At 67.6% G+C, this 17,565-nt stretch carries 17 protein-coding genes; 7 read left to right on the forward strand and 10 right to left on the reverse strand.

Translation table 11 applies throughout. From position 1 onward, the window contains the following. The first annotated feature begins 1 nt into the window (after position 1). Both N8888_RS12720 and N8888_RS12725 read left to right on the forward strand, forming a co-directional pair. Positions 2 to 1,348, forward strand: coding sequence for a dihydroorotase (locus N8888_RS12720; RefSeq protein WP_053519682.1), 1,347 nt, complete (start codon positions 2 to 4; stop codon positions 1,346 to 1,348). After that, positions 1,348 to 2,193: a M23 family metallopeptidase gene (locus tag N8888_RS12725; protein ID WP_065181928.1), complete on the forward strand. Its 846-nt coding sequence runs from the start codon at positions 1,348 to 1,350 to the stop codon at positions 2,191 to 2,193. The genes N8888_RS12720 and N8888_RS12725 overlap by 1 nt, the downstream gene beginning before the upstream one ends. Before the next feature lie 269 nt (positions 2,194 to 2,462). Here the strand turns inward: N8888_RS12725 and N8888_RS12730 are convergent, their stop codons facing one another. The 5 genes from N8888_RS12730 to efp form a co-directional block, all read right to left on the reverse strand. Next, positions 2,463 to 3,167 carry a squalene/phytoene synthase family protein gene (locus N8888_RS12730; RefSeq protein ID WP_065175504.1) on the reverse strand — a complete coding sequence of 235 codons (705 nt, stop codon included), beginning with the start codon at positions 3,165 to 3,167 and terminating at the stop codon, positions 2,463 to 2,465. 11 nt (positions 3,168 to 3,178) lie between these two features. Then, complete coding sequence (locus N8888_RS12735; RefSeq protein ID WP_263175121.1) at positions 3,179 to 3,874, reverse strand: phosphoglycolate phosphatase; 696 nt, start codon at positions 3,872 to 3,874, stop codon at positions 3,179 to 3,181. Further along, a complete protein-coding gene (gene ubiG / locus N8888_RS12740; RefSeq protein WP_065175506.1) occupies positions 3,871 to 4,587 on the reverse strand; it encodes a bifunctional 2-polyprenyl-6-hydroxyphenol methylase/3-demethylubiquinol 3-O-methyltransferase UbiG in 717 nt (238 codons plus the stop codon). Before ubiG ends, N8888_RS12735 begins: the two co-directional genes overlap by 4 nt. Positions 4,588 to 4,611: 24 nt before the next feature. Beyond that, positions 4,612 to 5,955 (reverse strand): TRZ/ATZ family hydrolase, encoded by a 1,344-nt coding sequence (locus tag N8888_RS12745; RefSeq protein ID WP_263175122.1) that lies wholly within the window; start codon positions 5,953 to 5,955, stop codon positions 4,612 to 4,614. A 162-nt stretch (positions 5,956 to 6,117) separates the two neighbouring features. Further along, a complete protein-coding gene (gene efp, locus N8888_RS12750; RefSeq protein WP_053520087.1) occupies positions 6,118 to 6,684 on the reverse strand; it encodes an elongation factor P in 567 nt (188 codons plus the stop codon). A 121-nt stretch (positions 6,685 to 6,805) separates the two neighbouring features. On the opposite strand from efp, the gene epmB reads away from it, so the two are divergent. After that, positions 6,806 to 7,822, forward strand: a complete 1,017-nt coding sequence (epmB, locus tag N8888_RS12755) for an EF-P beta-lysylation protein EpmB (RefSeq protein ID WP_053520088.1) — start codon at positions 6,806 to 6,808, stop codon at positions 7,820 to 7,822. 60 nt (positions 7,823 to 7,882) lie between these two features. Here the strand turns inward: epmB and N8888_RS12760 are convergent, their stop codons facing one another. Genes N8888_RS12760 through N8888_RS12770 form a run of 3 tightly spaced genes read right to left on the reverse strand, consistent with a single transcriptional unit; the run spans position 7,883 to position 11,756 of the window. Continuing rightward, positions 7,883 to 10,009 carry a putative bifunctional diguanylate cyclase/phosphodiesterase gene (locus N8888_RS12760; RefSeq protein WP_053520089.1) on the reverse strand — a complete coding sequence of 709 codons (2,127 nt, stop codon included), beginning with the start codon at positions 10,007 to 10,009 and terminating at the stop codon, positions 7,883 to 7,885. Beyond that, positions 10,006 to 10,938, reverse strand: a complete 933-nt coding sequence (locus N8888_RS12765) for a phosphate/phosphite/phosphonate ABC transporter substrate-binding protein (protein ID WP_111186437.1) — start codon at positions 10,936 to 10,938, stop codon at positions 10,006 to 10,008. The genes N8888_RS12760 and N8888_RS12765 overlap by 4 nt, the downstream gene beginning before the upstream one ends. Positions 10,939 to 10,985: 47 nt before the next feature. Further along, complete coding sequence (locus N8888_RS12770; protein ID WP_053520091.1) at positions 10,986 to 11,756, reverse strand: RNA methyltransferase; 771 nt, start codon at positions 11,754 to 11,756, stop codon at positions 10,986 to 10,988. 120 nt (positions 11,757 to 11,876) lie between these two features. On the opposite strand from N8888_RS12770, the gene N8888_RS12775 reads away from it, so the two are divergent. Next, on the forward strand, positions 11,877 to 12,704 hold the full coding sequence (locus N8888_RS12775) for an inositol monophosphatase family protein (protein ID WP_053520092.1): 828 nt from the start codon (positions 11,877 to 11,879) through the stop codon (positions 12,702 to 12,704). 479 nt (positions 12,705 to 13,183) lie between these two features. Here N8888_RS12775 and htpX read toward each other — a convergent pair whose 3' ends face one another. Next, positions 13,184 to 14,050 carry a protease HtpX gene (htpX, locus tag N8888_RS12780; protein ID WP_053520093.1) on the reverse strand — a complete coding sequence of 289 codons (867 nt, stop codon included), beginning with the start codon at positions 14,048 to 14,050 and terminating at the stop codon, positions 13,184 to 13,186. A gap of 93 nt (positions 14,051 to 14,143) precedes the next feature. Here htpX and gluQRS point away from each other — a divergent pair, with 93 nt between their 5' ends. From gluQRS to phaR, 3 genes are all read left to right on the forward strand, one after another. Beyond that, positions 14,144 to 15,085, forward strand: a complete 942-nt coding sequence (gluQRS, locus tag N8888_RS12785) for a tRNA glutamyl-Q(34) synthetase GluQRS (protein ID WP_263175123.1) — start codon at positions 14,144 to 14,146, stop codon at positions 15,083 to 15,085. Beyond that, on the forward strand, positions 15,082 to 15,822 hold the full coding sequence (phbB, locus tag N8888_RS12790) for an acetoacetyl-CoA reductase (protein ID WP_180875542.1): 741 nt from the start codon (positions 15,082 to 15,084) through the stop codon (positions 15,820 to 15,822). Before gluQRS ends, phbB begins: the two co-directional genes overlap by 4 nt. Positions 15,823 to 16,005: 183 nt before the next feature. Beyond that, positions 16,006 to 16,539 (forward strand): polyhydroxyalkanoate synthesis repressor PhaR, encoded by a 534-nt coding sequence (gene phaR, locus N8888_RS12795; protein WP_065175511.1) that lies wholly within the window; start codon positions 16,006 to 16,008, stop codon positions 16,537 to 16,539. Between the two features lie 77 nt (positions 16,540 to 16,616). On the opposite strand, the gene N8888_RS12800 is transcribed toward phaR, so the two are convergent. Next, complete coding sequence (locus N8888_RS12800) at positions 16,617 to 17,564, reverse strand: TraB/GumN family protein (protein WP_193396134.1); 948 nt, start codon at positions 17,562 to 17,564, stop codon at positions 16,617 to 16,619. Between the last annotated feature and the right edge of the window lies 1 nt (position 17,565).

Below are 17,565 nucleotides of genomic sequence, written 5' to 3' on the forward strand. Positions count from 1 at the left end.
CATGTCCTCCACGCTCATCACCAATGCCCGCATGGTCAATGAAGGCCGCACCTTCGACGGCGACCTGCGCATCGAGAACGGTCGCATCGCGCAGATCGGCACCGGGCTGGCGCCGCGCGAGGGCGAGCAGGTGGTGGACGCCGCCGGCCGCTGGCTGTTGCCCGGCATGATCGACGACCAGGTGCACTTCCGCGAGCCGGGCCTGACCCACAAGGGCGATATCGCCAGTGAATCGGCAGCGGCCGTGGCCGGTGGCCTGACCAGCTTCATGGACATGCCCAACACCAATCCGCCGACGCTGGACTCCACCATCCTGGAAGCCAAGTACGAACTGGCGCGTGGCCGCGCCTGGGCCAACTACGGCTTCTACCACGGGGCCAGCAACGACAATCTTGAGGCCATCCGCCAGCTCGATCCGAAGAAGGCGCCGGGCGTGAAAGTGTTCATGGGCGCGTCCACCGGCAACATGCTGGTGGACAACCCGGAAACACTGGACGCGATCTTCCGCGAGTGTCCGACCCCGATCATCACGCACTGTGAAGACACGCCGATGATCGATGCCAACCTGAAAGCCTTCCAGGAAAAATACGGCGACGCGCTGACCCCGGACATGCACCCGGACATCCGTTCGCGCGAAGCGTGCATCAAGTCGACGCGGCTGGCGCTGTCGCTGGCACGCAAGCACGGCACCCGCCTGCACGTCCTGCATATCTCCACCGCCGACGAACTGGCACTGTTCGAGAAGGGCCCGCTGATCCGGGCCGATGGCAGCCGCAAGCAGATCACCGCCGAAACCTGCGTGCACTTCCTGCACTTCGCCCGCCCGGATTACGCCACCAAGGGCAACCTGATCAAGTGCAATCCGGCCATCAAGGACGTGGCCGACCGCGAGGCGATCACCGCCGCGCTGGCCGACGACGTGCTGGACGTGCTGGCCACCGACCATGCCCCGCACACCTGGGAGGAGAAGCAGAAGCCCTATGCGCAGGCGCCGTCCGGCCTGCCGCTGGTGCAGTACGCGCTGGTGGCCGCACTGGAGCGCGTGCACGAGGGCAAACTGACCCGTGAGCAGGTGGTGCAGAAATTCGCGCATGCCCCGGCCCAGCTGTTCGACGTGGAACAGCGCGGCTTCCTGCGCGAAGGCTATTTCGCCGATCTCGTGCTGGTGGAAGACGTGCCGTTCACGGTCAAGCGCGAGGACGTGCTCTCCAAGTGCGGCTGGTCGCCGTTTGAAGGCACGACCTTCCGGTCGCGCATCGCCTCCACCTGGGTCAACGGCCAGCGGGTGTGGGACGGCAGCACGCTGGTGGGCGAGCCGGCCGGCCAGCGCTTGACCTACGACCGCTGATGCGCGGGTTCCTCATGTTGGGGGTGCTGGTTGCCGCCCCCCTCTGGGCCGTATCTGCGGCACAGGCCCAGGATGGCATCGGCAGCCTGATCGACAGCCGCGTGGTGTTTCCTGCCAGTGCGTCGCAGGGCGCGCTGGTGATCGGCAAGGTTCCCGCCGGCAGCCGCGTGCAGTATGCCGGCCGCTCGCTGCGCGTGAGCGGTTACGGCAGCGTGGTGTTCGGTATCGGCCGCGATGAAAAGGGGCCGCTGCGCGTGCAGGTGCAGCGCCCGGACGGCGGCAGCGAAACGGCCACCATCTCGGTGACGCCGCGTGACTGGCCGACCGAACGGGTCAACGGTGTACCGCCGAAGACGGTCAATCCTCCGCCCGCCATTGCCGAACGGATCAAGCGCGAGCAGGCACAGGTAACCGCTGCGCGTGCCCGCGACGATGACCGCACCGACTTCACCCAGACCTTCATCTGGCCGGTGCAGGGCCGCATCAGCGGCCGCTTCGGCAATGCCCGCGTCTACAACGGCCAGCCCGGTGCCGGCCATTCCGGCATGGACATCGCGGTACCCACCGGCACCCCGGTGAAGGCACCTGCCGCCGGGGTGGTCACCTTTGCCGGCCCCGACCTGTACCTGACCGGTGGCACACTGCTGATCGACCATGGCTACGGCGTCAGCTCGAACTTCCTGCATCTGTCGCGCATCGACGTCAAGGTCGGTGATCGCGTCGAGCAGGGCCAGGTCATTGCCGCGGTTGGCGCCACCGGCCGTGCCACCGGCCCACACCTGCACTGGGGCATGAACTGGTTCGACACCCGCATCGATCCGCTGCTGGTGCTGGAGCGGAAGTAACCCGCGTGCACCCTCGCCGGGCATGGCCCGGCGCTACCAGAGCCACCAAACGGTAGCGCCGGGCCATGCCCGGCGAGCGCAGCGGCAACGGAATCAGCGACGCGCAACCCGGTAACGCCGGGCCATGCCCGGCGAACGCAGCGGCAACGGAATCAGCGACACGCGACCCGGTAGCGCCGGGCCATGCCCGGCGGCGCAGCGGCAACGGAATCAACAACCTGCAACCCGGTAGCGCCGGGCCATGCCCGGCGAGCGCAGCGGCAACGGAATCAGCCGCGTGCGGCCCACCACACCCGCAGCAGGGTGCGCAGCGGGGTCGCCTCGATCGGCTTGCCGGCCGCCTGGGCCGTCAGGCGTGCACGGGCCAGGCTGGACCACACGCGGCGCGGGCGCGGCCCGGGCACGCGCGCGCCCCACCCCTTCAACAGGTGCTGCGCCCAGCGCTGCGCGGCGGAGCGGGTGTCCTCGTCCAGCAGGCTGCGCGGCACGCCGGCCACGCCTGCGTCCTGCAGGCGCTGGGCCAGCGTCTGCAACTGCACGGCCCGGCCCGCACCGGTCCGCGGCCTGTCATCGAACAACACCACTTCCACGGCCGCGACTGCTTCAGCGTAGCGGGCCAGCGCGGCTTCGGCACTGGCCGCATCCGGCGCGACGGTGCGTGCCTCCACCAGATCCGGCAGCGTTTCCGCCAACCGCGCCCACGGCGCACGCACCGGTTCCAGCACACGACCCAACGGATGGCGCGAACGCTGTCCTTCCCAGCTGCGCAGCTCCTCGCCCCACCATGCCAGCTTGGCATCGGCCGGCAACGGATCGCCGCTGGTATTGAGCATGTCGTCGAATTCCTGCAGCAGCGCGAACCACGCTACGGCCAACTCACGGTGCGATTCGGCCACGAACGGCGCGGCCACCGACCATTCCGGCCAACGGCTGCGCCATTTGTCGAGGAAGCTTTCCAGCGCGGTGCTGCTCACTACGATCGTCCTTACGGGTGGGCCGGGCGTGCCGACCGCGTTGGCCACAGGCTGGCCAGTTGCAGAAGTGCGGCGTTCTCGACCAGTACATCGGCCTGCCAGGCCAACGGGTCGTCGCTGTGCAGGCGGTAGCCCCACAGCGCTGCCACCGATGGCATGGCCGCGGCGCGCGCCGCGATGATGTCGCGCTCGTCGTCGCCGACATACACGCAGTCGCTTGCCGCGACACCGATCGCCTGCGCAGCGTGCAGCAGCGGCAGCGGGTGCGGCTTGCGCTCGGCCAGGCTGTCGCCGCCGACCAGCACGGCGCAGCGCTGCTGCCAACCGTGCTGCGGCAGGATCAACCGCGCCAGGTACTCGGGCTTGTTGGTAACGATGCCCCATACCGTTCCAGCAGCATCGAGCGCGGCGAGCATGCCGGCGACGCCATCGAACAGCACCGCGTGCTGGCCGATCAACGCTTCATAGCGCTGCAGGAACTCCGGGATCAGCGCGTCGCGCGCATGCGCATCCAGGTCCGGGAAGGCCGCCGCGATCATCGCCCGCGAGCCCTTGGACACCACCGGGCGCAGCTGCGCCGGATCGATAGGCGCGCGTCCACGCTCGGCCAGCATGGCGTCGCAGGTGGCAACGAAGTCCGGCGCACTGTCCAGCAGGGTGCCGTCCAGGTCGAACAGCACCGCGCGCGGGAAGTGCGTGGCGGTCATGCCGGCTTGACCGCGTAGGCCAGGTAGTTGATGTCGGTGCGGGTGCTGAGGCGGGCACGGTTGCGCCACGGCTCGTATGCCATGCCGCTGACATCGGCCAGCTGCAGATCAGCCTCGCGCAACCAGCGTGCCAGTTCGGCCGGCCTGATGAATTCCTGGTAGTGGTGGGTGCCCTTCGGCAACAGGCGCGCCACGTATTCGGCACCGACAATGGCCACCGCGAATGCGGCGGCCGTGCGGTTGATGGTCGACAGGAACAGGTGCCCCCCCGGCTTCAGCAGCCGCCTGCAGGCCTCGATGATCGCGCCGGGGTCCGGCACGTGCTCGAGCATCTCCATGCAGGTCACCACATCGAAGCTGCCCGGCTGTTCAGCGGCCAGGTCCTCGGCGGCCTGCACCCGGTAGTCGACCTTGGCACCACTTTCCAGTGCGTGCAGCCGCGCGACCTTGACCAGCTCCGGGGCCAGATCGATGGCGGTGACATCGGCACCGGCCTGGGCCAGTGCTTCGCTCAGCAGGCCGCCACCGCAGCCGATGTCGAGCACGCGTGCGCCGCGCAGCGGCACGCGGTCGGCCACGTACTTCAGGCGCACCGGGTTCAGCGCATGCAGCGGCTTCTGCGGACCATCGGCGTCCCACCAGCGGTTGGCCAGTGCGGCGAACTTGTCCAGCTCGGCCTGATCGAAATTGGAGGAAGCATGGGGGGCAGTCATGGGGAATCCTTGCAGCGCCGGGGTTCAGGCGCGGATATGGCGGATGCGCTCGCGCCACTGGCGCGCGTTGGCGATGATGCCCGGCAGGTCCATGCCGACCAGCTCGCGCTGCACCAGCTTGGGCTTGCCGGCAATCCAGACGTCGCTCACCTGCTGCCGGCCGGTGGCGTACACCAGTTGCGATAGCACGTTGTGCAGCGGCTGGGTTTCCAGCGCGGACAGGTCCACGCAGACCAGATCGGCCTGCTTGCCCACCTCGATCGAGCCGATCCGCTCGCCGAAGCCCAGCGCACGGGCACCGCCGAGCGTGGAAGCGCGCAACGTGGTGGCCGCGTCCAGCGCAGTGGCGTCGTTGGCGACAGCCTTGGCCAAGATCGCCGCGGTGCGGTTCTCGCTGAACATGTCCAGGTCGTTGTTGCTGGCACAGCCATCGGTACCGATGGCCAGGTTCACGCCTGCGCGCTGCAGGGCGCAGGCGGGGCAGAAGCCGGAGGCCAGTTTCAGGTTCGATTCCGGGCAGTGCACCACGCTGACGCCACGCTCGGCGCACAGGTGGATCTCCGCGTCGGTCAGTTGGGTCATGTGCACCGCGATCAACCGGTCATTGACCAGGCCGAGGCGATCGAGTCGCGCCAGCGGACGCTGGCCATGCAGCCTGATCGAATCGCTGACTTCCTGCGCGGTCTCATGGGTATGCAGGTGCACCTGCATGTCGAGCTGGTCGGACAGCATCCGCACCCGCTCGAAATTGGCATCGCTGACCGTGTAGGGCGCATGTGGTGCGAACGCGACGCCGATCAGACTGTCGTTGCGCCACTGGTCGTGCAGTTCCCCGGCCTTGGCGAAGTACTCGTCGTCGCTCTTCGCCCAGGCGGTCGGGAAATCGATGATGACCGCCCCCACCAGCGCGCGGAAACCATGCTTCTTGTAGACCGCCGCCTGCACGTCGCCGAAGAAGTAGTTCTCGTTGGCGCAGGTGGTGCCGCCGCGCAGCATCTCGGCAATCGCCAGCGTGGTACCGTCGGCGACGAACTCGAGGCCGATCACCGCCGCTTCCACCGGCCAGATGTGCTCCTGCAGCCAGGTCATCAGCGGCAGGTCATCCGCAACGCCGCGCAGCAGGGTCATCGGGTTGTGCGTGTGCGCGTTGACCAGGCCCGGCATCAGCGCGGCGTCCGGACGGCTGACCACCTGCGCGGCACGGAAGCGCGCCCGCGCTTCGGCACGCGGCAGCACGGCCACGATCTCGCCGCCACGCACGGCTACGGCATGGTCTTCCAGCACCACGGCATGCGGTTCGATCGGAACGACGTAGCCGGCTTCGATGAGCAGGTCGCAGGCTTCGGGGAGGTGCGGGCTGTCGCTCATGCAGGCTCACTTGGCTGGGGGGAGAACCTCACGGGAGGCGGTAGCGCCGGGCGATGCCCGGCGGCTGTCCGTTGCGGCGCCGTGGACGCCGGCAACGGGTTCCGGGCGATGCCCGGAAAGCCGGGCCTGGGCCCGGCTCACAGGTCATCCGGCTGCGCCGGATTACTTCACGCGCGAGGAGTACTCGCCCGAACGGGTGTCGACCCGGATGACTTCATCCTGGTTGACGAACAGCGGCACGCGGACCACGGCACCGGTTTCCAGCGTGGCCGGCTTGCCGCCACCGCCGGAGGTGTCACCGCGGACGCCCGGATCGGTTTCGGTGATCTTCAGCTCGACGAAGTTCGGCGGCTGCACGAAGATCGGCGCACCGTTGAACAGGGTCACGATGCAGGCTTCCTCGCCCTTCAGCCACTTTTCGGCGCCGCCCATGCCGGCCTTGTCGGCCTGGACCTGCTCGAAGGTCTCCGGATCCATGAAGTGCCAATACTCGCCATCGCTGTACATGTAGTTCATGTCGGTGTCGACCACGTCGGCCACTTCCAGGTCGTCGGTCGCCTTCATGGTCAGTTCGACCACGCGGCCCGAACGGATGAAGCGGTACTTGACGCGGGTGAACGCCTGGCCCTTGCCCGGCTTGACGTATTCGGTATCGGTGATGACCGCCGGTTCATTGTTGACCAGGATCTTCATCCCGTTCTTGACGTCATTCATGCCCACAGTGGCCATGCTCAAGCTCCTCAAATGGCAAAACCGCCGCGGGTGCGGCGAGCCGGTAGAATGGAAAGCCCACCGGATGCCGGTGGGCGACTGTTTTTCTGCCCCCATGATAACCGCAGGCCCCCTCTCCATGCAGCTTTCCGCCTTTCCCCGCCCGTCGTCGCCGGGTGCACCCGCACGCTGGCAGGAACTCTGGCGCCAGGCGCTGCGCGACCCGCACGCACTGCTGGCGCGGCTGGAGCTGGATCCGGTCGCACTGGGCGTGTCCGAGGCGGCCATGGCCCAGTTCGCGCTGCGCGTACCGGACGGGTTCGTGGCCCGCATGCGCAAGGGCGATGCGGCCGACCCGCTGCTGCGCCAGGTGCTGCCGGTCAATGACGAGATGCAGGTCGTTCCCGGGTTCAGCTTCGACGCGGTGGGCGATGGTGCGGCCAGGAAGGCGACCGGGGTCATCCAGAAGTACCGGGGCCGGGCGCTGCTGATCGCCACCGGCAGCTGTGCAATCAATTGCCGCTACTGTTTCCGCCGGCACTTCGACTACGCCGCTGAGAATGCCGCCAAGGGCGGCTGGTGGGAAGCGGTGGACGCCATCGCCGCCGATCCGGATATCGACGAAGTGATCCTGTCCGGGGGGGATCCGCTGTCGCTGGCCACCCACAAGCTGGTCGAACTGACCGACGCGCTGCGGCGGATTCCGCACATCCGTCGCCTGCGCATCCACACCCGGCTGCCGATCGTGCTGCCGGAACGGGTCGATGACGAGCTGCTGGCCTGGCTGGGCAGCCTGCCGTGGCCGCTGGCGATCGTGGTCCATGCCAACCATGGCAATGAGTTCGATGCCAGCGTGGACGCGGCAATGGCGCGCCTGCGTGGCACCGGCGCCCAGCTCCTGAACCAGGCAGTGCTGCTGCGTGGCGTCAACGACAGCGTGCAGGCGCTGCAGGAACTGAGCGAACGCAGCTTTGCCGCCGGCGTGCTGCCCTATTACCTGCACCAGTTGGACCGGGTCGAGGGCGTGGCCCACTTCGAGGTGGATGACACCCGCGCCAGGGAGCTGATCGCCGGCCTGACCGCGCGCCTGTCCGGCTACCTGGTTCCCAAGCTGGTGCGGGAACTCCCCGGCGACCCGAGCAAGCGCCCGCTGTAGCGATCCCGCCGGGGTCAGAGCCCTTTCCTGCAGAAAGGGATCTGACCCCTGAACCAGGATTCAGACGCCGGACTCGATCATCCGCACCACTTCGGTCGCGGTGACCGGGTGGCTCAGCCAGTAGCCCTGGCCAAGATCGCAGCCGCGCTGGGCCAGCAGCTCGAACTGTGCCTGCTGCTCGATGCCCTCGGCAACTACCGTGATGCCCAGCGCGTGGGCCATGGCGATGATCGCCGTGGTCAGCGCCAGGTCGTCCGGATCACGCTGCATGTCGGCAATGAAACTCTTGTCGATCTTCACGCCGTCCACGGGCACCTGGCGCAGGTGGCTCAAGCCCGAGAAGCCGGTGCCGAAGTCGTCCAGCCACACCTTGACGCCGGTGCGATGCAGCTTGTCCAGCAACTGCGCGGCCACCATCTCATCACCGATCACGGCGGTCTCGGTCAGTTCCAGATGCAGGCGCGAAGCCGGCAGCCCCGACTCATGCAGGCACTGTGCGACCAGTGACGGCAGCTCGCCGCCACGCAGCTGCCGGGGCGACACGTTCACCGACACGAACAGATCATCGCCGCCCGCACTGCGCGGCCACTGCGACGCTTCCATGCAGGCCGCGCGCAGCACCTTCGGCCCGATCACCTCGATCAGCCCGCTCTGCTCGGCCACTTCGATGAACACCGACGGCGGGATCGTGCCCAGAGTGGGGTGCTGCCAGCGCAGCAGCACCTCGACGCCGACCATCCGCCGGTCGCGGGTGCGGAAGATCGGCTGGTAGGCCAGGCGCAGCTCGCCGCGCTCCCAGGCGCCGCGCAGTTCCTGTTCCATGTGCACGCGGCGCTCGACCGCATGGTCCATCGCCCGGCTGTAATACCGGTAGCAATTCTTGCCGGCCATCTTCGCCTGGTACATGGCGATGTCGCCGTTCTTCAGCAGTGTGGTCGCGTCTGCGGCATCGTCCGGGAACAGGGTCACGCCGATGGAGGTGCCCAGGAACAGCTCCCTGCCCTGCACCACCAGCGGCTTGCCCAGTTCGCGCACCAGCACCTCGGCCAGCAGCCGCGCATTGGCAGCGACATCGCCGTCGCCGACCAGGATCACGAACTCGTCGCCGCCAAAACGGGCCAGCAGCGCCTCATCGCCCCCGGCCTCGGCGACGGCGCGGCCGATCCGCTGGGCAAACTGCAGCAGTGCTTCGTCGCCCGCTTCATGCCCGAGGGTATCGTTGACCCGCTTGAAATCGTCGATGTCCGCAAACAACAGGCCCAACCGCTGCTTGGACGCACGCGCGGCCATCAGCCGGTGGTCCAGGGCTTCGCGGAACGCCAAGCGGTTGGTCAGGCCGGTCAGTGCGTCGGTGTAGGCCATGTGCCGCACCTCGCGGTCGTGGCGGGCGATGGCATCACGCATGCGGGCGAATCCCCGCACCAGCTCGCCGACCTCGTCGTCGCGGGTATTCTCCAGCAGCGGCGCCTGGTAGTCGCCGGCTTCGATGCGACGGGCCGCCACCGCCAGGTCGCGGATCGGCGCGACCAGGGTGCGCTGCACGTAGAAGATCACCGCCACGCCGATCACCACCAGCAGGCCGAGCATCAGCAGCAGCCAGCCCAGATGACGGCTGCCGACCTGCTGCAGGCGCTCGCCCAGCGTTGCGTTGGCGGCCTGCTCGCGCTGCTGCACTTCGTCCAGCGCCATGCCGACGCGGACGCCGCCGATGCGCTGGTTGCCGACCATGATCGGCATCGTGTTGTCGAGCACCTTTGGCGACTGCTGCACCACCAGCGTCCGCGCGGCGATCGCGCCCGGTGCAAGGGGGTCTCCCATCGGCTGACCGAAGGCGGCGACCTCCACCGAACCGTCGTGCACCAGCCGGCCACGTTCGTCGAACACCAGCACATAGCGCACCACGGGCTGCCGCGACGTGCTGCGCACCAGTGCGCCGACCTGGTCCAGATCGTGGTAGTACAGCGGGTTGGCCAGCGCATCGGAAAGCTCACGGGCAATCGCTTCGCCGCGGCTGCGCACGCTGCGGTCGAACAGTTCATGGATGACGCCGCCGCTGAGGTTGCGCACCTCGCTCTGCATCGCCGCCTGCCGCCCCAGCAGCACCGCCAGGATCGCCACCACCACAAGCATCGCCCCGCCCATCGCGAGCAGGAACCGCGCCTGCATTCCCGAGCCGAGCCACTTCATTCCACTTCCATCCGCACGCGCGTCAATCCTTGTTTCAATTCATCCAGCCGCTGCTGCGCATGCGCGTCGACGCGGTGGAAACCGGAAGTACCAAAAAAACGGTGCAGCGCTGCCTGTGCCTGCGGATCACTGGCCGCCTGCAGCAGGACCTCCTGCAGGCGATCACGGACGCGTGCATCCAGGTCGGCGCGCACCACCTCCACGGCGCGAGGATAGGGCTCCGTGCGCAACAGTTCGCGGAAGTCGCGCCGGAACGCCCGCGGCATGCGCCGCTCATCGTTCCAGTCCACGCTGCTCACCGCGCCCGCATCGGCCACGCCCTTGTGCACGTAGGTGGCGATGTTCAGCTCGCTGCGGGCGAACACATAGCCGACGCTGTCCGTGCCCGGAGCGTCCCACGTACCCGCGAGGATCTGTGGGGACAACCCGTGGCCCAGCAACGTCATCACCGGCACCAGGTAGGCGCTGGTGGATGCGGTGTTCTGCAGCGCAAGGCGGTGGCCCCGCAGGTCCTCCAGCCGCTGGAACGGGCTGTCGCGGCGCACGAAGAATACGGTCTGGTACTCACGCACGCCATTGCGCTCGGTCAGCAGCAACGGCCGCGCACCGCTGCGCTGCCCCAACGCCACTGCGGTTCCGGCGGTTTCCGTGACCCAGTCGACCTGCCCCCGCCGCAGATAGCTGGCCATCTGCTGCGGATCACGCGCCATCAGTATCCTCCCCTCCTGGATGCCGACGTCCTGCATGCGTGCCACCACGTAGTCCAGCAGCGGCTGCAGCTGCTGGTAATGGGCCTTGGGATCGTCGCTGATCCGGCCCAGCACCAGCACCGGATCCGGCGCAGCACGCACCGTTCCGGCCAGCAGGACCATGGCCAGGCTCAGCAGCGCCCCCTGCATTGCCGTTCGCAGACCCGACACCGGTTTCATCCCCCCCTGGGTATCCGGACAGACTACCCGAAAAAATGAGAACGTCGTCAGCCGTTGTGACTGCCCGGCTTGGCCAGACGCGCCATGCGCTGGGCATCGGCCAGGATGCCGCGCAGCAACCGCACTTCCTGCTCGCTCGGCTCGCTGCGCAGGAACAGGCGGCGCAGCTTGCGCATCGCCGACTCCGGCGCACGGCCTTTGTGGAAATCGATCTCGTCCAGGGTGTCGCCAAGCTGGGCGAAGAAGCTCTCCATCTGTTCGTGGCTGGCCACCTGCTCACGAAAGCCCGGTTCGGCGCCAACGGCAGGCTGGGCGCCGAGCAGCTGCATGCGCACCTCGTAGGCCAACACCTGCACGGCGGCGGCGAGGTTGAGCGAACTGAACGCCGGATCGGACGGAATGTGCACCGCCGCGTGGCACAGCTGCAGCTCCTCGTTGGTCAGGCCGGTCCGTTCCCGGCCAAACACCAGCGCCACCTCGGCACCCTCACCGGCCTTGGCGACCGCACGGGCCGCTGCGTCGGCGGGCAGGTACTCCTCCAGCTGGACCCGGCGTGCGCGGGCCGTACACCCCAACACCAGACGGCAGTCGGCGACGGCCTCGGCCAGGGTGGCCACCACGGGCGCATCGCCGAGCACGTCCTCGGCGCCGGCCGAGCGGCGGAATGCCTCCTCGTCCAGCGGTTTTTCCGGGGCCACCAGTACCAGGCGGGCCAGGCCCATGGTCTTCAGGGCGCGGGCGGCGGCGCCCATGTTGCCGGGATGCTGGGTTCCGACCAGGACGAATCGGAGGCGGGTGGCGGCGGGGAACTGGGACATGAACAGGGAAAAGGTCGAGCTGGACGATGACCAATGGTAAACTGTGCGGCCGGCCACTGCGCCGGACCCGCTCTTTTCCCCCGCCAGTCCTACCCTTCTGCCTTTCCGGGAGCCCACGCCATGCAGAAACCCGCCGTCACCGTCATGGTCAAGGCCGCCCGCCTCGCCGGCAACGTCCTGTTGCGCAACATCAACAAGCTCGAGGCACTGAACGTGGTGCAGAAGGGGCGGATGGACTACGCCAGCGAAGTCGATGCGGACGCGGAAAAGGTCATCGTCAAGGAGCTCAAGCGCGCGTATCCCGAGTACGGCGTGTTTGGCGAGGAAGGCGGCGTGCAGGGCGAACATCGCCACATGTGGGTCATCGATCCGCTGGACGGCACCAGCAACTACCTGCGCGGCGTGCCCCACTACTGTGTATCGATCGCCCTGGTCGAGAACGGCGAGCCGACCGACGCGGTCATCTTCGATCCGCTGCGCAACGAGCTGTTCACCGCCAGCCGTGGCGCGGGCGCCGTGCTGAACGACCGTCGCATCCGCGTGGCGGATCGCAAGGACCTGGGCGGCACCATGATCCAGACCGGCTTCGCTCCGCGCGAGCGCGCCCGTGCCGGCGCCCAGTTGAAGGCGGTCGATGCCCTGCTGGTGCAGGCCGAGGACATCCGCCGTACCGGTTCCGCTGCGCTGGACCTGGCCTATGTCGCCTGCGGTCGCGCCGACGCCTACTTCGAGGCCGGGGTGAAGGCCTGGGACATCGCGGCCGGCGTGCTGCTGGTGCGTGAGGCCGGTGGCAAGGTGTGCGATTTCAAGGGAGCACCGCTTGCACGCATGGACAACCGCGGTCCGGAAACCCAGCAGGTGGTGGCGGGCAACCTGAAGGTGGCCGAGTCGCTGCAGAAGGTGCTGGTCAACACGGGCTATGCGGCCGAGTTCGACGCGAAGTTCTGAGCTTCCCTGTAAAGCGGTTCATGGAGACGGCACCTGTGAAGGTGCCGTTTTCGTATCCGCAGTGATCGTGCTTGTCACTTTCTTTGCTCGTGCAAAGAAAGTAACCAAAGAAACACGCCGCCAGGACGCGAGCCGACGTGCTGTGCACGCCGGTTCCCTTCGCTCCTCGGTCCGTCGAGGGACGGTGCGGGAACTCGCTGCGCTCAGACACCCGCACCTCTTCGCCCTCGCCGGACCTGCGGTGCTCGGCTCGCTCAAGGCGGACCCAAGGTCAAGAACCACAGCTGCACGACGATGACGGGTAGCGCCGGGCCATGCCCGGCGAGCGAAGCGGCCGCTTCGCCTTCGACCTTGAAAGTGACACCCCTCCGCAGTCGCGGAAACGATCCTGCGGGCACGCGTCGATGCTGCCGACGCGCAAACAGAAACGCCCGGCACGGGGCCGGGCGTTCCTGTAGCAGTGCGTTGCAACCGGAGGCTTACACCACCGTCGAGGCCCGCAGCGCGGCGATGCGCTCTTCCAGCGGCGGATGGCTCATGAACAGCTTCTTCGCGGTCGAACCGGCGATGCCGAAGGCGGCGATCTGGGTCGGCAGCGTGCTCTGGCCGTGGTTGAGCTGCAGGCGCTCCAGCGCGGCGATCATCTTCTGGCGACCCGCCAGCGAGGCACCACCGGCATCGGCGCGGAACTCACGATGGCGCGAGAACCACATCGAGATCATGGTCGCGAACAGGCCGAACACCATCTCCAGCACGAACACGATGATGTAGTAGGCGAACCCGCGGCCGCCGCCTTCGCGGTTGCCCGACAGCGCGCTGTCGATGACGCCGCCGACCACGCGCGCCAGCACGATCACGAAGGTGTTCAACACACCCTGCAGCAGCGCCATGGTGATCATGTCACCATTCGCCACGTGGGCGATCTCGTGGCCCAATACGGCTTCGGCCTCGTCTTCGCTCATGTTCTGCAGCAGACCGGTGGACACCGCCACCAGCGCGTTGTTGCGGTTGGCGCCGGTGGCGAATGCGTTGATCTCCGGGCCATCGTAGACCGCCACTTCGGGCATGCCGATGCCTGCCGCCTTGGCCTGTCGCTCGACGGTGGCCAGCAGCCAGCGCTCGGTCTGGTTGCGTGGCTCGGTGATCACCACCGCGCCGGTGGAGCGCTTGGCCATCCACTTGGACAACAGCAGCGAGATGAAGGAACCGCCGAAGCCGAAAATCGCAGCCATCACCAGCAGGCCGCTCATCTGGTTCGGATTGACCCCCAGCAGCGACATCACGATGCCGGCCAGGATCAGCACTGCAAAGTTGGTGGCTAGAAAGAGTGCGATGCGGGTAAACATGGGAAATTCCGGCTCGGAAGGGGTCGATATCCGTCAATTTGCGGTGCGGTCAGCTTGAATTCAAGCACCAACCTGACCGACGATTCAGCCAGCATGACCTCCCCCCTTTCCTGCGGCCGCTTCGCGCCCTCGCCTACCGGCCTGCTGCACCCCGGCTCCCTGCTGGCTGCATTCGGCAGCTGGCTGCTCGCGCGCCATCACCATGGCCTGTGGCGGCTGCGCATCGAGGACATCGATCCCCCACGCACCGTGCCCGGGGCTGCGCACGCGCAGTTGCAGGCACTGGCGGCATTCGGCCTGGCCCACGATGGTCCGGTGCTGTGGCAGAGCGAACGTGGCGATGCTTACCAGCAGGCTCTGGACAGGCTGCTGGCCAGCGGGCTGGCCTTCATCTGCCACTGCAGCCGCAGCGAACTGGCAGCCCGGGGGGGCATCCACCATCGCTGCGTCGCGCGGCAGCCCCGACCGGACCCTGCCGTCCGCTTCCGCGTACCGGCCGGCAGCGTGGTGCAGTTCGACGATGGCCTGCGCGGCCGTCAGGTGCAGGACGTCCACGCCGAGGTGGGTGATTTCGTGCTGCGCCGCGCCGACGGGTGCTGGGCCTACCAGCTGGCGGTGGTGGTCGACGATGCCGCGCAGGGCGTCACCGACGTGGTGCGCGGCGCCGACCTGCTCGACTCCACCGCGCGGCAGATCCTGCTGCAGCAGGCACTCGGACTGGCAGTGCCGCAGTACTGGCACCTGCCCCTGCTGCTGGACGCGCCCGGGCACAAGCTGTCCAAGTCGCTGGCCGCGCTGCCGGTCGACAGCGCCCACCCGGTGCCGGTGCTGCGTCAGTTGTGGGGCCTGCTCGGCCAGTCGCCCGCCGCACTCGAGGGTCACGACGATCTGCACAACCTGCTCGCGGCGGCCCGGCAGGCATTCGATCCGGCCCGCCTGCCACGCACGGACATCCTGTTGCCGACGGGCGCACTTTCCGCGCCGATGTTGCAGAATCCCCCTTCCCCCACCTCAAACCCGGACTGCATTCCATGACATCTCGCGTCGCACTGGTCACCGGCGGAACCGGCGGCATCGGTACCGCCATCTGCCAACGCCTGGCCGACCAGGGCCACCGGGTCGCCACCAACTATCGCGATGAAACCAAGGCCCGCGCCTGGCAGCAGGCGATGACCGAACGCGGCTACAGCGTGTCCATCTTCGCCGGCGACGTGTCCGATCCGGACAGTGCCGAAGCGATGGTGCGCGCCGTCGAAAACGAACTGGGCCCGGTCGAGATCCTGGTCAACAACGCCGGCATCACCCGCGATACGACCTTTCACCGGATGCGTGCGGACCAGTGGCATGACGTGATCAACACCAACCTCAATTCGGTGTTCAACGTCACCCGCCCGGTCATCGAAGGCATGCGTCGCCGCGGCTGGGGCCGGGTCATCCAGATCAGCTCGATCAACGGTCTGAAGGGCCAGTATGGCCAGGCCAACTACGCCGCCGCCAAGGCCGGCATGCACGGCTTCACCATCTCACTGGCGCGCGAGAACGCGGGCTTCGGCATCACCGTCAACACCATTTCGCCGGGCTATGTCGCCACGGACATGGTCATGGCCGTGCCGGAGGAAGTGCGGGCCAAGATCATCGCCGACATTCCGACCGGGCGCCTGGGCAAGCCGGAGGAGATCGCCTACGGCGTGTCCTTCCTGGTGGCCGAGGAGGCCTCGTGGATCACCGGCAGCAACCTGGACATCAACGGCGGCCACCACATGGGCTGGTGATCCGCGCGGGCGCGGCCGGTCGTGTGCCGGACCGCACCTGCCTGCGGTCATGCTGCGCAGCACGCAAACCCTTGTTGCGCAACATGATCCGCCGTGAAAGCCAAGCCTGGCGGGGGCTGGGGCGGTTGCAACGGCTGCTGCACTGCGCCATGCTGCGCGTCTACTGTGACGAGTGACCGCTTCATGGCTGCGACCCGCATCATCAAGAAGTATCCGAACCGCCGTCTCTACGACACCGAGATTTCCAGCTACATCACCATCGAGGACGTCCGCCAGCTGATACTGGACGGTGAAGACTTCGAGGTCCGCGACGCCAAGAGCGGTGACGACCTTACCCGTTCGGTCCTGCTGCAGATCATCGCCGACCAGGAGCAGGACGGCGAGCCGATGCTCTCCACCCAGTTGCTGAGCCAGCTGATCCGCTTCTACGGCGACTCCCTGCAGGGATTCATGGGCAACTACCTGGAACGCAGCATGCAGGTGTTCCTGGACCAGCAGCAGCAGTTCCGCCAGCAGATGGGCAACCTGCTGGGCCAGACGCCGTGGGCGATGATGAACCAGCTGACCGAACGCAACCTGGAGCTGTGGCAGGAATTTCAGCGCAGCATGGGCACCGGCTTCGGCGGCCCCCGCCCCGGCGGAACCGGCCCGGGAACCGGAACCGGCAGCAAGCCGAACGAACCGGGCACCGGCACCGGCGGCAAGACCCGCCGCTGAGCCACGGCAGGGACTGACATGAAAACGGCGCGCCACTGGCGCGCCGTTTTCGTCTGCGGGTCATCCGCAGGCAGACGTCAGCGCTTCGCCTTGCACGCCGTGCAGACGCGCTCGACCTTGTAGCCCTTCGCCCTGAGCTTCTCGACCACGCCATCGCTGCCGAGCAGATGCAGCGTGCCAACCACCACCAGCGTGCCACCCTGCCCCGCCTGCAGATAGGGCACCAGCTTCGGCACCCAGGCATCATTGCGGCCGGTATTGATGCGCTGATACAGCTGCGGATACTGCTGGCGCATCTCGGCAGCCATTTTCGTCCACAGCAGGCGCTCGTCACCGCGGCGCCATGCGTCGTGCAGCATGCGCGCCTGTTCATCACCCTTGTCGGCCTGATCGAGGGCTTCGGACAGCATCTGCCGCTGCTCCTGCACCGACATCCCATCAAGCATGCCGATCTGCGTATCGATGTCCTCCAGACCACCGGTGCTGCGCCCGGTCGCCTGTGCGCGCTCCATGAAGTGACGGTCCAGACCGAGGGCCGGGTCCAGGCCCATCTTCTGCATCTGCCCCACTGAAATGCTCAGACCGACAAACCAGGGTTTCATGCCCTGCATCTGCGCCAGCGGCAGCTTGTTCGCGGTGGCGAAGGCCTGCAGCTTCTGCCAGGTCGCTGCATCGAGATCACGCTTCAGTTCGCTGCCGTCGGTGCGCACGGCGGCCTGCACCATGCGGCTGGCCAGCTGCGGCGACTGCATGTCTTCCGGTGAGAGTTCGAACAACACGCGCTGCGAGGCCCCGAAGGCCTGCTCCACGTCGGCCGACAGCGGATAGTCCTGCGGCTTCAACAGATGGAACGAGCCCAGCAGATACAGCCGTGAATCGCCGGGGCCGGTGACCTTCCACAGCAGCGGTACCGGCGGCTTGACCGACGCACCTTCAGCGGCCGGCGCATTGCGGGCCTGCGCCAGTGGCGCCACCGCGCAGGCCAGCAGCAACAGGGCGGCGTGTAACAGGTGTCTGATCAGCATG

The organism is Stenotrophomonas maltophilia (genome assembly GCF_025642255.1).
Lineage (GTDB): Bacteria > Pseudomonadota > Gammaproteobacteria > Xanthomonadales > Xanthomonadaceae > Stenotrophomonas > Stenotrophomonas maltophilia_P.

What these genes read in the sequence shown, in the direction of transcription:
- N8888_RS12720 (WP_053519682.1), top strand. Translation starts at nt 2, where the DNA reads ATGTCCTCCACGCTCATCACCAATGCCCGCATGGTCAATGAAGGCCGC.
- N8888_RS12725 (WP_065181928.1), top strand. Translation starts at nt 1,348, where the DNA reads ATGCGCGGGTTCCTCATGTTGGGGGTGCTGGTTGCCGCCCCCCTCTGG.
- N8888_RS12735 (WP_263175121.1), bottom strand. Translation starts at nt 3,874, where the DNA reads ATGACCGCCACGCACTTCCCGCGCGCGGTGCTGTTCGACCTGGACGGC.
- ubiG (WP_065175506.1), bottom strand. Translation starts at nt 4,587, where the DNA reads ATGACTGCCCCCCATGCTTCCTCCAATTTCGATCAGGCCGAGCTGGAC.
- N8888_RS12745 (WP_263175122.1), bottom strand. Translation starts at nt 5,955, where the DNA reads ATGAGCGACAGCCCGCACCTCCCCGAAGCCTGCGACCTGCTCATCGAA.
- efp (WP_053520087.1), bottom strand. Translation starts at nt 6,684, where the DNA reads ATGGCCACTGTGGGCATGAATGACGTCAAGAACGGGATGAAGATCCTG.
- epmB (WP_053520088.1), top strand. Translation starts at nt 6,806, where the DNA reads ATGCAGCTTTCCGCCTTTCCCCGCCCGTCGTCGCCGGGTGCACCCGCA.
- N8888_RS12760 (WP_053520089.1), bottom strand. Translation starts at nt 10,009, where the DNA reads ATGAAGTGGCTCGGCTCGGGAATGCAGGCGCGGTTCCTGCTCGCGATG.
- N8888_RS12765 (WP_111186437.1), bottom strand. Translation starts at nt 10,938, where the DNA reads ATGAAACCGGTGTCGGGTCTGCGAACGGCAATGCAGGGGGCGCTGCTG.
- N8888_RS12770 (WP_053520091.1), bottom strand. Translation starts at nt 11,756, where the DNA reads ATGTCCCAGTTCCCCGCCGCCACCCGCCTCCGATTCGTCCTGGTCGGA.
- N8888_RS12775 (WP_053520092.1), top strand. Translation starts at nt 11,877, where the DNA reads ATGCAGAAACCCGCCGTCACCGTCATGGTCAAGGCCGCCCGCCTCGCC.
- htpX (WP_053520093.1), bottom strand. Translation starts at nt 14,050, where the DNA reads ATGTTTACCCGCATCGCACTCTTTCTAGCCACCAACTTTGCAGTGCTG.
- gluQRS (WP_263175123.1), top strand. Translation starts at nt 14,144, where the DNA reads ATGACCTCCCCCCTTTCCTGCGGCCGCTTCGCGCCCTCGCCTACCGGC.
- phbB (WP_180875542.1), top strand. Translation starts at nt 15,082, where the DNA reads ATGACATCTCGCGTCGCACTGGTCACCGGCGGAACCGGCGGCATCGGT.
- phaR (WP_065175511.1), top strand. Translation starts at nt 16,006, where the DNA reads ATGGCTGCGACCCGCATCATCAAGAAGTATCCGAACCGCCGTCTCTAC.
- N8888_RS12800 (WP_193396134.1), bottom strand. Translation starts at nt 17,564, where the DNA reads ATGCTGATCAGACACCTGTTACACGCCGCCCTGTTGCTGCTGGCCTGC.